Raw genomic sequence first — 12,633 nt, forward strand, 5'->3', positions numbered from 1 at the left:
GGGCCGGGGCACGACCTGGCGTTTGGCGTCCCGCCGCCACACCTAGGTGCAACCCTAATATCGACTTCGGTTGCACCTCCTCTGAAACCCGGTTACGATGCCGCAATTCACCCGCTATGGGTGTCACGTTTTCGCGTCATCAGGTAACCCTTCCATGGCTAACACCACTCTCGGCGTCAAGGTCGACGACGTACTGCGCGCCCGGCTCAAAAGCGCCGCCCAGCAAATCGAGCGCACCCCGCACTGGCTGATCAAACAGGCCATCTTCGCCTATCTGGAGCGCATCGAGAGCGGCGCGCTGCCGCCCGAGTTGAGCGGCGCGAGCCAATCGGGCACCGAGGTGATCGACGGCCACGCGGGCGACGACACCGTGCCGCACCCGTTCCTCGAATTCGCCCAGAACGTGCAACCGCAGTCGGTGCTGCGTGCGGCGATCACGGCGGCCTATCGCCGCCCCGAGCCGGAATGCGTGCCCGTGCTCGTCGGCCAGGCCAAGCTGGCCCCGGCCACGGCCACGTCGGCTTCCGCGCTCGCCCGCAAGCTCGTCGTCGCCCTGCGCGGCAAGAGCACCGGCGGCGGTGTCGAAGGCCTGATCCACGAATTCTCGTTGTCCAGCCAGGAAGGCGTGGCGCTGATGTGCCTGGCCGAAGCCCTGCTGCGCATTCCTGACAAGGCCACGCGCGACGCGCTCATCCGCGACAAGATCAGCAAGGGCGACTGGCACGCCCACATGGGCAATTCGCCGTCGATGTTCGTCAACGCCGCCACCTGGGGCCTGATGATCACCGGCAAGCTCGTCACCACCACCAGCGAGGCCGGCCTCACCAAGGCCCTCACGCGCCTGATCGGCCGCGGCGGCGAGCCGCTCATCCGCAAGGGCGTGGACATGGCCATGCGCCTGATGGGCGAGCAGTTCGTCACGGGCGAAACCATCTCCGAAGCGCTCGCCAACAGCCGCAAGTACGAAGCCCAGGGCTTCCGCTATTCGTACGACATGCTCGGCGAAGCCGCGACGACCGAAGAAGACGCACAGCGCTATTACGCGAGCTACGAGCAAGCCATCCAGGCGATCGGCAAGGCGTCGGCGGGCCGCGGCATCTACGAAGGCCCAGGCATCTCGATCAAGCTCTCGGCCCTGCACCCGCGCTATTCGCGCAGCCAGCACGAGCGCACGGTCACGGAACTGCTGCCGCGCGTGCAGGCGCTCGCCAAGCTGGCGCGCTCGTATGACATCGGCCTGAATATCGACGCCGAAGAAGCCGATCGCCTCGAAATCTCGCTCGACCTGCTCGAAGCGCTGTGCTTCGACCCCGAACTGGCCGGCTGGAATGGCATCGGCTTCGTCGTGCAGGCGTATCAGAAGCGTTGCCCGTTCGTGATCGACTTCATCATCGATCTGGCCCGCCGCAGCCGTCACCGCATCATGGTCCGCCTGGTCAAGGGTGCTTACTGGGATACGGAAATCAAGCGCGCGCAGGTCGACGGCCTCGAGGGCTATCCGGTCTACACCCGCAAGATCTACACAGACGTGTCGTACCTCGCCTGCGCGAAGAAGCTGCTCGCCGTGCCGGACGCCATCTACCCGCAGTTCGCCACGCACAACGCCTACACGCTCTCGGCGATCTATCACCTCGCGGGCAACAACTACTATCCCGGCCAGTATGAATTCCAGTGCCTGCATGGCATGGGCGAGCCGCTTTACGAAGAGGTCGTCGGCCCCATCGCATCAGGCAAGCTCGCGCGTCCCTGCCGCGTGTACGCGCCGGTCGGCACGCACGAAACGCTGCTGGCCTACCTCGTGCGCCGTCTGCTCGAGAACGGCGCGAACACGTCGTTCGTGAACCGGATTGCGGATGAGACCGTCAGCGTCGACGAACTGATCGCCGATCCGATCTCGGAAGCCGAGAAGGTGCAACCGCTCGGCGCCCCGCACGCCAAGATTGCACTGCCACGCGACCTGTACGGCGTGGCTCGCGCCAACTCGTCGGGCTTCGACCTGTCGAACGAGCACCGTCTCGCGTCGCTGTCGTCGGCGTTGCTTGCCAGCGCGGGCACGCCGTGGCGCGCCGCCCCGATGCTGGCCGACGGCGAACGCACCACGGGCACGCCGCGTGCCGTGCGCAACCCCGCCGACCTGCGCGATACGGTCGGTCAGGTCATCGAGGCCACCTCGGCCGACGTGGACGCCGCGCTCGCCCACGCCGTGGCCGCCGCCCCGATCTGGCAAGCGACGCCGGTCGAGGAACGTGCCGATTGCCTGATGCGCTCGGCCGACCTGCTCGAAGCCCACATGCCCACGCTCATGGGCCTGTGTGTGCGCGAAGCCGGCAAGTCGCTGCCCAACGCCGTTGCCGAAGTCCGTGAGGCCGTCGACTTCCTGCGCTACTACGCCGCGCAGATCCGCCAGGGCTTCTCCAACGACTCGCACCGCCCGCTGGGCCCGGTGCTGTGTATCAGCCCTTGGAACTTCCCGCTCGCGATCTTCGTCGGCCAGGTCGCCGCCGCGCTGGCGGCGGGTAACCCGGTCATCGCCAAGCCGGCCGAGCAGACGCCGCTCATCGCCGCCGAAGCGGTTCGCCTGATGCAGGCCGCCGGCGTGCCGTCCGGGGCACTGCAACTGCTGCCGGGCACGGGCGAAACGGTGGGTGCCGCGCTCGTGGCCGACGCCCGCACCAAGGCCGTCATGTTCACCGGCTCGACGGAAGTGGCACGCATCATCGCGCGCACGCTGGCCGAACGCCTCGACGCCAATGGCCGCCCGATTCCGCTGATCGCCGAGACCGGCGGTCAGAACGCGATGATCGTCGACTCATCGGCGCTGCCCGAACAGGTGGTGTACGACGTGCTCGCGTCGGCCTTTGATTCGGCCGGTCAGCGCTGCTCGGCGCTGCGCGTGCTGTGCCTGCAGGACGACATTGCCGACAAGACCCTGCACATGCTCAAGGGCGCGATGCAGGAACTGGCCATCGGCAACCCGGACCGCCTGTCCATTGACGTCGGCCCGGTGATCGACGCCGACGCCCAGAACGGCATCAACCGTCACATCGAACAGATGCGCGCCAAGGGCTTCCCGGTCGAACAACTGCCGCTGCCGGACACCGCCCGCCACGGCACGTTCGTGCCGCCGACGCTGATCGAACTGACCGATCTGAAGGCGCTGCAACGCGAAGTCTTCGGCCCGGTGCTGCACGTGATCCGCTTCAAGCGCGCACACATCGACAAGCTGCTCGACCAGATCAACGGCACCGGCTACGGCCTGACGTTCGGCGTGCACACGCGTATCGACGAAACCATTGCCTACGTGACGGAGCGCGCCCATGTCGGCAACGTCTACGTGAACCGCAACGTGATTGGCGCCGTGGTCGGCGTGCAACCGTTTGGGGGCGAAGGATTGTCTGGGACGGGTCCGAAAGCAGGTGGTCCGATGTATCTGCCGCGTCTGCTGGCGACGCGTCCTGCCGCGCTGGCCCCGGAGCTCAGCCGCAACGAAGCCGCGCTCTCGCCGCTGGTGAATTTCCGCGACTGGCTGCGGACGCAGGGCAACGTGGCCGACAGCGCCGCCGCGATCGATCGCGTCGACCGTTATCTGGCCACCTCGGCCCTCGACGCCACTGCGGTGCTGCCGGGACCGACCGGTGAGCGCAACACCTACGGCCTGGAGCCGCGCGGCCCAGTGCTGTGCGTGGCGGCCACGCCGCTCGGTGCGCGCACGCAACTGGCCGCCGTGCTGGCGACGGGCAACCTAGCCGTTTTCACGGACAGCGCCGCCGCGCGCGAACTGGTAAGCGCCTTGCCGGCTGCCCTCAAGGACCGCGCATCGGTGCTGGCGGCCGGGGCGGATGCCGCCGGCGAGCCATCGCTCGCCGCAGTGCTGTTCGAAGGCGACAGCGACGAGCTGCGCGCCCTGAACCGTCGCATCGCAACCCGCAACGGTCCGATCCTGTCGATGCAGGGCCTCGCGCCCGAGGCGCTGGCCGCCGGTGACGACTACGCACTGGAGCGACTGCTGTGCGAACGCTCGGTGTCGGTCAACACGGCTGCCGCAGGTGGCAATGCCAACCTCATGACCATCGGTTGATCGCCACAAACCGTCAGGTCTCGCGACGAATCCGATCGGATTCGTCCGAAATCTGACGGCCCGTGTCGACGCCCGGACGCACCGTTGTCCTGATCGCGTTGTCCCCAGCGGCCGCCAACGTCCTGCATTTCGGGGCGCGGGCGGCCACGATGCGTTAACCGCCGGCCATCTCCCTGCCTCACCTCCCCACGCAGCCCGCCGCTTATAGCGCCCCGCCGCACATCCCGTAATCCCGCACGTTGCGCGCATTCGCGGTATCTTCGCGCCCGCCCCCGACATATGACGCGTCTCACCGCCACTGCGCGGTCAACCCGTGCCAGCGACACGTATCGCTGGCCATCGCGGTCGTCGTCCCGCGTCGCGGCCTCTTTCGTCATGCCGACAGAGGCGCCCGACGCGCGTGACAGCGACGCTCAAGGAGGCTACATGTCCCTTTGGAATCCCACTGCGGTGTCATTCACCGTCTATCTGCTATTGATGCTGGTGATCGGGTGGCTCGGCTATCGCGCCACTCACAATCTTTCCGACTACATTCTCGGCGGACGTCGCCTCGGCAGCTTCGTCACCGCGCTCTCCGCCGGGGCCTCCGACATGAGCGGCTGGCTGTTGCTCGGCCTGCCGGGGGCGATCTACGTAGGTGGCCTGTCGGGGGTCTGGATCGCCGTCGGCCTGGCCATCGGCGCATGGGCCAACTGGCATCTCGTGGCCGCGCGCCTGCGGGTCCATACGGAGGTGTGCGGCAACGCACTGACCCTGCCCGAATACCTCACGCAGCGCTTCGGTGACCGCAGCCACGTGCTGCGCATCGTCACGGCGCTCGTGATTCTCATCTTCTTCACGATCTATTGCGCGTCGGGGGTCGTGGCGGGTGCCCGGCTGTTCGAGACAATGTTCGGCCTGGAATACCGCACGGCGTTGTGGATCGGGGCCGTGGCGACCATCGCCTACGTCTTCATCGGCGGCTTTCTGGCCGTGAGCTGGACCGATACGGTGCAGGCGTCGCTGATGTTCGCCGCGCTGGTCGTGACCCCAATCGCCGTGATTGCGCTCGACGGCAGCCCCGCGGCGGCCGTGGACGCGGTGACTGCCGTGCACCCCGCCCACACCGATTGGTTCGGCGATCTCGCGCCCATCGGCGTCATCTCGATGCTTGCCTGGGGCCTCGGCTATTTCGGCCAGCCGCACATCCTCGTGCGATTCATGGCCACACGCTCGGCGGCGGCGATTCCGCAGGCACGCCGCATCTGCATGACCTGGATGGTGCTGTGCCTGGTCGGCGCGGTCGCCGTGGGCTTCTTCGGACTGGCGTTCTACAGCGCGCGGCCGGATCTCGGCGCAGGCGTGGCGGCGAACCCGGAAACCATCTTCATTGCGCTGACGACCCAGCTCTTCACCCCCTGGCTCACGGGCGTGCTGCTGGCGGCAATTCTGGCCGCCGTGATGAGTACGTTGTCGTGCCAGTTGCTCGTGTGCGCCAGCGCGCTGACGGAAGACCTGTACAAGACCTTTGCACGCGGGCCGGTCAGCCAGGGCCGCCTGGTGTGGATCGGCCGGGCGATGGTGTTGACCGTGGCGGTCATCGCCGTGTTGCTGGCCCTCGATCCGCAGAGCCGCGTGCTCGGCATGGTGAGCTACGCCTGGGCGGGTTTCGGGGCGGCCTTCGGTCCGCTGGTGCTCGCCACCCTGCTGTGGCCGCGCGTCACGCGTAACGGGGCGCTCGCGGGCATTGTCGTTGGGGCGGCCACGGTGCTGATCTGGAAGCAATTCGGTTGGTTCGACCTGTACGAAATCCTGCCAGGCTTTGTGTTGGGCGGCCTGGCGCTCATCGTCGTGAGTCGCTTTGACCGCGCGCCGAGCGCGGAGGTGCTCGCCCGTTACGAAAGCGCCGAAGCGGCATTGCGCGAGATCCGGCAAGGCGCGACGGGTGATTCGGGTAGCACCGGCACCCCGGCGGCGCAACCCTCCCCATAATCCGGTAGCACCTTCCATCGGAACTTCTCCCTCTTGACCGACGCGCGCAGCCATCCAATACTGCCGCGTCGGACGCATATTGCGTTTGATTGCGATTGAAGCCGTCCTGGGCCGACCAGCCTTGTGCAGACGGCGATCCAAGAAAGGCGTGCCGCGGCGATCCCGCAGGCAGGCCACTCAACGACATACACATGCAAGGAGAGAGTTGATGCAATCGAAGCTTACGCTCAGCGCAGTCGCCGTCGCGGGACTGCTCGCGTTCGGTACGGCCAACGCGCAACAGGCGCAGGAAGTGAAGCTGGGCTTTGCCGCGCCGCTCACGGGTGCCCAGGCGCACTACGGCAAAGACATGCAGAACGGCATCCAGCTCGCCATCGACGAGTACAACGCCACGAAGCCGACCATTGAAGGCAAGCCGGTGAAGTTCGTGTTGCAGTCGGAAGATGACCAGGCCGACCCGCGTCAGGGCTCGCTGGTTGCGCAGAAGCTGGTCGACTCGGGCATCAAGGGCATGCTCGGCCACTTCAACTCCGGCACGACGATCCCCGCTTCGCGCATCTATGCGCAGGCCGGAATTCCGGAAATCGCCATGGCGACGGCGCCGGAATATACCAAGCAGGGCTTCAAGACGACGTTCCGCATGATGACCTCCGACATCCAGCAGGGGTCGGTCGTCGGCACGTTTGCCGTCAAGAAGCTGGGGTTCAAGAACATCGCCATCGTTGACGACCGCACCGCCTACGGCCAGGGTCTGGCCGACGAGTTCGAGAAGGCGGCGAAGGCCGCTGGCGGCAAGATCGTGCGCCGCGAGTTCGCCAGCGACAAGGCCGTGGACTTCCGTGCCGTGCTGACCAACCTCAAGCGCGCCAATCCGGACATGATCTTCTACGGCGGCGCCGACGCACAAGCCGGCCCGCTCGCCAAGCAATTGCGCGAACTGGGCATGAAGAGCACGCTGATGGCCGGTGAAATGGTCAAGTCGGACGCGTTCCTGAAGATCGCTGGCGATGCGGCCAACGGCTCGGTCGTCTCGCTCGCCGGCCTGCCGCTCGACAAGATGCCCGGCGGTGCCGCGTACGAGTCGCGCTACAAGGCCAAGTTCGGCAGCGCTCCGGAAACGTACTCGCCGTACGCGTACGACGGTGCCATGGCCATGATGTCAGCCATGAAGAAGGCCAACTCGACCGACCCGGCAAAGTACCTGCCGATGCTTGCGAAGACGAGCATGCCGGGCGTCACCACGCGTGAGCTGGCCTACGACAAGGTGGGTGATCTGAAGTACGGGTCGATCACGCTGTACAAGGTGGTCAACGGCAAGTGGACCGTGCTGGAGACCGTCGGCGGCAAGTAAGCGTCTGACGATGGGCCGATAGCGGCAACGACAAGGGCCGGTGAGGATGACTCGCCGGCCCTTGTGTTTTATGTCATATGTCATATGCCGTCTGTCGTATGTCCGCGCGCTATCCGCATGGCAATACGGCGTCACGCCATTGCGGTTCGTATGTCACCAGACATCCTTCGGCAAACGCTCGCGCATTTCCGGCGGCAACACCTCGCGGGTGAACACGGGCTCTGCGACGCCGGCCTTGCGTTGTGCCTGATAATCGCGCCACGCGACCAACGCGTACTTCATCAACATGCCGATGGCGACCAGGTTGATGAATGCCATCAACGCGGTACCGACATCCGCGAAGCTCCACACCAGCGGCAGGCTGGCGACCGAACCGAGCATCACGGCCAGCAGCACCAGCGCGCGGAACACATGAAGCAGCCATGGACGCTGCGTCAGGTAATCCATGTTCACTTCCGCATACGCGTAATTGCCGAGCACGCTCGAATAAGCGAGGAAGAACACGGTGATACCGGTGAAGATCACCGCCCAGTTGCCCACATGAGCGGCCAGCGCGCGCTGGGTGAGCACGGCGCCTTCGGGGGCCGCGCCCGGCATGAACTCGCCCGAGAGCAGGATCATGAATGCCGTGGCCGAACACACGACGACAGTGTCGAAGAACACGCCAAGCATCTGCATCAGGCCTTGTTGTACCGGATGCCGGGTCGTGGCCACGGCGGCGGCGTTGGGCGCGCTGCCCATGCCGGCCTCGTTGGAGAAGAGACCGCGCTTCACGCCCATCATGACGGCCTGGCTGACGGCATAACCGGCGATGCCGCCGGCGGCCGGTTCAAGCCCGAATGCGTGACGCAGGATCATTGAGATCATGCCGGGGATCTGATCCAGATTGACGATACAAACGTAGATGGCCAGCCCGACGTAAGCGAGCGCCATGACCGGCACGATCCATTGCGCGAAGCGGGCGACACGTCGCACGCCGCCGTAGATGATCGGCGCCGTCATCAGCACCAACGCCACGCCGATCCATATCCGCTCCCAGCCGAACGACGCTTCGAGCGCCTCGGCAATCGAGTGCGACTGCACGGAGTTGAGCGCGAACCCGAAGGTGAAGAGTAGCGCCAGCGCAAACAGGACACCGAATTTGCGCGACCCAAGGCCGATCTGGATGTAGTACGCCGGCCCGCCGCGAAAGGTGCTGTCGTGGTGCGGCACCTTGAAAATCTGCGCCAGCGTGGATTCGACGAAGGCAGACGCCATGCCGAGCAGCGCCGTCATCCACATCCAGAAGATGGCGCCGGGCCCGCCGACGGTGAGCGCGACGGCGACACCCGCGATATTGCCGGTGCCCACGCGGCTCGCCAGCCCAGTGGCAAACGCTTGAAAGGGTGAGATGCCGGAGGTGCTCCCGGAGGTGCGCAGCAAACAGAGGCTGTGCCAGAGCGCGCGAACCTGAATTCCGCCGAATCGGACGGTGAAGTAAAGACCCGCACCCAACAGGGTGATCACCAGGGGGTATCCCGAAAGCACCCCGCCGAGGGTATCGACCAACGGCTTGAGCCAGCGCTCCATGTCACGTGTCTCCTGTCGCAACCACTTGTTGGCCCCGAGATGCCAGGGGGCAAGCGACAAAGAATCTCAAGGTTTGACCCTGCGCGACAGAAACCGGCAAATCTTTCCGCCAATTCCTATACGCAACAGCGCGACAAGAAAAAAGCCGCCCGGCAAACGCCGCGCGGCTCAAAGACAAGGCAAGGAGACATCGAGAAGTAGGTTAACGAGCGCTTGTGTCGGTTGCGTGACAGTCACGAAAGCGGGCACGAAAGTGGGTACGAAGCCGCGGTGACTTTCGCGCTCACAAGTCCTTTGCCATACCGCAATTATTGGTCCGGCTATCGCAAACGGTGAACCCAACTGCCCTGGCATCACGTTCCGAGGAAAACCCGCATGCAATAACGCCGTAGGTGTTGCCAAAAAAGACGTATGGCGTGCCGCCAGTTGTCACTTGCCGCCCGTTGTTGTCCGCGTTATAGACGGTCGCCCTTTCGTTTGAACCGAACGCACTCTTGTCACACCATCCTTTCGCGATAATGCTGCAAAAAAGCGCGCCCTCTATTTTTCCGTAGTATCCCGTCTTCCATCCGCCCGACATTCGATAATCGTTGCACCTGTTGTAGTAGTAATCCCAAGTCGCCATGACGATAGGCCTGTCCTTCTCGACGATTCGCTCGACCTCTTTGTGCACGATCCTGGTGACGTACTCGGTGGTACGAGCGAGTTGCCACGTCCAACTGCCACCAGAGTTCTGGCAGGAGAGCATTTTGCCGTCGTGGTCTCTCCCAATTTCGCCAGCCTGGCACGACGCATTTTGCCGGTTGGATCGATCCAGCCGGATGACGCCCGAGTCGGATTGAAGACTCTCTGCAGTCACCCGCCCCGCGCTCTCGATATTGTGGCGTTGCATTTTCAGCGTACCGCCGACGGTGGCCCCGCGTTTCGCGTCCAGGCTGCCGAGAATGGTCGCGTCACCCTTCACCGTTGCGCCCTGCACCTCGAGGCCGTTCATCGTCAGCATGCCGTCGCCTTCGATATTTCGCGCCCCGACGATGTCCTGCCGGTTCTTGCCTTTGTCACTCAGATGCAGTGGACCTTTCATCGTGGCCTGGCCCGCGATCTCAAGCTCCGTCATGCTGAGCTTTCCCACGCCGACGATGTTCTTGATCCCTTTGATGCTTTGATGCGAATTGCCGTTCTCGAAGTCCAGATCACCCGTAATGTTGCGCGATCCGTCGCGTCGAACATTGACGTCCAGACTGTGCGTCAGGTAACCGCCCCGCATGGCGACCAATCCCGGCTTTCCCAATGGATTCGGAACAGTATCGGGAATGGGCTTCATATTCTCGTCGACAAATCGGAATTCCTGCGGCTTATCCATCGTGGATGTCCCACCGAAGACACCGACCGTCTTCGCGACAATCGCGGCGAAAGCGTAATCCGGCTCCGACGAATAAGCGCGCTTTGCCGGTTCAGTGAGATACGTCAGCGAATTGATCTGGCAGTTCGGTGGCTTCTCGCGATCGCATTTCCGATAAATCCGGATACCGTAATCGCCCAGACCATGCGGCGGCTTGCTTCCCACCCCGGAAATATCCAACACCGCCAACAGCGCCGCCGCGTCCAGCCGACCTATGTACGAATAATCGAACGACGACGAAGCAGGCTCATGGGTGAACGTATGGCCCTTGATCGCAAAAGTTTTACCTGGCGTCGACAGCAGCGATTCAATGTCCTTGTAGTACTTTGCGACGATGGTATCTGCCGCGTTGCCAATGATCTTCAGCCCGTGCCCGGCGCGCTCTGCCCGCTCGATCCGCATCTGCCGCACCTGATTCACGCCCCAAAACGTAATCAGCATCCCCACGATGGCGATCGCGATCGCTGCGGAGACGAGAAAGATCCCCGACTGATTTCTTCGCATTGATATGCCCCTTTCGAATCGTCCGGCAAAGGCACGACATCGCGTGTCAGCGATTGCGGGATCGTTGAGATGGAGCATTGTCTGCGACGTCACTCGCAGTGTGTTTGGGATTGTTCCGTTAAATTCCGGCAGAAGGTGCGAATCCAGAAGGGCCGGCCAGGAATAGAAAAGTCGCGTGGCTCATTGCCTTCTTCATGCCTACCAATGCGGTGTTGTCAAGGATGTCACTCGCCGCAGGCTTGGGATATTCCCGATGAATTTCACGGGTGGGCGCGGATACGAAAGCCGCTCCCCCCAAAAAACGGCGCAGGTTTTGCACCGTTTAGAGAAGTGTCAGCACTCCACGATATTCACCGCCAACCCGCCGCGTGCCGTTTCCTTGTACTTGGTCTTCATGTCGGCGCCGGTCTCGCGCATCGTCTTGATGACGGAATCGAGCGACACGTAGTGCGCGCCGTCGCCGCGCAGCGCCATACGCGCCGCGTTCACCGCCTTCACCGACGCCATCGCGTTGCGCTCGATGCACGGAATCTGCACCAGCCCGCCGACCGGGTCGCACGTCAGGCCAAGGTTATGCTCCATGCCGATCTCGGCCGCGTTCTCCACCTGCTCGACCGTGCCGCCCTGTACTGCGGCAAGCGCACCCGCTGCCATCGAACACGCCACCCCGACTTCGCCCTGGCACCCGACTTCGGCCCCGGAAATCGACGCGTTGAGCTTGTACAGAATGCCAATGGCCCCGGCGGTGAGCAGGAAGTCGATCACGCCCTGCTCGTTCGCCCCATGCACAAAGCGGTCGTAGTAATGCAGCACCGACGGAATGATGCCCGCCGCGCCATTCGTCGGCGCGGTCACCACGCGTCCGCCCGCGGCGTTCTCTTCATTGACGGCAATCGCGTAGAGATTCACCCAGTCCATCACCGACAGCGGATCGGACAGCGTACGCTCGGCGCGTTGTGTGAGCTGACGATACAACTCCGGTGCGCGACGTCGCACGTGCAGCGGCCCCGGCAGTTCGCCGTCGGCGTCGTCGTTACCGATGCCGCAACCGCGCGCCACGCACGACTGCATCACGTTCCAGATGTTGAGCAACCCGCGACGAATATCCGCTTCCGCCGTTTCCGCGTCGCCGTGGTGCCAGACCTTCTCGTTCTCCCACATCAGTTGCGCGATGGTCTTGCCGCTCGCGCGGCACATCTCCAGCAGTTCCTTGCCCGTGCGAAACGGATACGGCAGTTGATCGTGCGCGGCGAGCACCTGCGTGTTCGACGCCCCGGCCGTCACGACGAAGCCGCCCCCGACCGACAGATAACGCCCTTCGCGCAGCTTGTTGCCCTCGGCATCGAACGCATGGAATTTCATGCCGTTCGGATGCTCCGCCATCGCCTCGCGACGGTAGAACACCATGTGTTCCTTCTCGACGAACGGCACCTCGTGCTTGCCGAGAATCGACAACACCTTCGCGCGGCGCAGCGTGACCAGACGCCCCGCGATCGTCGCCGGATCGACCGTGTCGGGCGCCTCGCCCATGAAGCCGAGCAGCACGCCCTTGTCGGTGCCGTGGCCCTTGCCCGTTGCGCCGAGCGAGCCATACAGCTCGGCGCGCAACGTCGCCACCTGCGGCAGCAGGCCGTCGCGCTCCAGACCTTGCACGAACATCAGCGCCGCGCGCATCGGCCCCACGGTATGCGAACTCGACGGTCCGATACCGACCTTGAACAAATCGAAAACTGAAACGGCCATGGGGCTTCCCTGAAG

General features: G+C 64.3%; 6 protein-coding genes. 3 read left to right on the plus strand and 3 right to left on the minus strand.

The features are described 5' to 3' along the window. Positions 1-154: 154 nt before the first annotated feature. The 3 genes from putA to PTE31013_RS14380 all read left to right on the plus strand — a co-directional run bounded on the left by putA (position 155) and on the right by PTE31013_RS14380 (position 7,400). The gene (gene putA, locus PTE31013_RS14370) at positions 155-4,078 is read left to right on the plus strand and encodes a trifunctional transcriptional regulator/proline dehydrogenase/L-glutamate gamma-semialdehyde dehydrogenase (RefSeq protein WP_150613474.1); all 3,924 of its coding nucleotides are present in this window, start codon (positions 155-157) and stop codon (positions 4,076-4,078) included. Between the two features lie 426 nt (positions 4,079-4,504). Next, positions 4,505-6,049, plus strand: coding sequence for a sodium/proline symporter PutP (gene putP / locus PTE31013_RS14375; RefSeq protein WP_150613475.1), 1,545 nt, complete (start codon positions 4,505-4,507; stop codon positions 6,047-6,049). Positions 6,050-6,257: 208 nt separating this feature from the next. Continuing rightward, positions 6,258-7,400, plus strand: coding sequence for a branched-chain amino acid ABC transporter substrate-binding protein (locus PTE31013_RS14380; protein WP_150613476.1), 1,143 nt, complete (start codon positions 6,258-6,260; stop codon positions 7,398-7,400). Between the two features lie 153 nt (positions 7,401-7,553). Here PTE31013_RS14380 and PTE31013_RS14385 read toward each other — a convergent pair whose 3' ends face one another. The 3 genes from PTE31013_RS14385 to PTE31013_RS14395 all read right to left on the minus strand — a co-directional run bounded on the left by PTE31013_RS14385 (position 7,554) and on the right by PTE31013_RS14395 (position 12,618). Further along, positions 7,554-8,969 (minus strand): alanine/glycine:cation symporter family protein, encoded by a 1,416-nt coding sequence (locus PTE31013_RS14385; RefSeq protein ID WP_150613477.1) that lies wholly within the window; start codon positions 8,967-8,969, stop codon positions 7,554-7,556. A gap of 283 nt (positions 8,970-9,252) precedes the next feature. Further along, entirely contained in the window at positions 9,253-10,875 is a 1,623-nt protein-coding gene (locus tag PTE31013_RS14390) for a hypothetical protein (RefSeq protein ID WP_150613478.1), read from the minus strand. A gap of 333 nt (positions 10,876-11,208) precedes the next feature. Beyond that, positions 11,209-12,618: an L-serine ammonia-lyase gene (locus tag PTE31013_RS14395; RefSeq protein WP_150613479.1), complete on the minus strand. Its 1,410-nt coding sequence runs from the start codon at positions 12,616-12,618 to the stop codon at positions 11,209-11,211. Between the last annotated feature and the right edge of the window lie 15 nt (positions 12,619-12,633).

This window comes from Pandoraea terrigena (assembly GCF_902459705.1).
GTDB lineage: Bacteria > Pseudomonadota > Gammaproteobacteria > Burkholderiales > Burkholderiaceae > Pandoraea > Pandoraea terrigena.

What these genes read in the sequence shown, in the direction of transcription:
- putA (WP_150613474.1), top strand. Translation starts at nt 155, where the DNA reads ATGGCTAACACCACTCTCGGCGTCAAGGTCGACGACGTACTGCGCGCC.
- putP (WP_150613475.1), top strand. Translation starts at nt 4,505, where the DNA reads ATGTCCCTTTGGAATCCCACTGCGGTGTCATTCACCGTCTATCTGCTA.
- PTE31013_RS14380 (WP_150613476.1), top strand. Translation starts at nt 6,258, where the DNA reads ATGCAATCGAAGCTTACGCTCAGCGCAGTCGCCGTCGCGGGACTGCTC.
- PTE31013_RS14385 (WP_150613477.1), bottom strand. Translation starts at nt 8,969, where the DNA reads ATGGAGCGCTGGCTCAAGCCGTTGGTCGATACCCTCGGCGGGGTGCTT.
- PTE31013_RS14390 (WP_150613478.1), bottom strand. Translation starts at nt 10,875, where the DNA reads ATGCGAAGAAATCAGTCGGGGATCTTTCTCGTCTCCGCAGCGATCGCG.
- PTE31013_RS14395 (WP_150613479.1), bottom strand. Translation starts at nt 12,618, where the DNA reads ATGGCCGTTTCAGTTTTCGATTTGTTCAAGGTCGGTATCGGACCGTCG.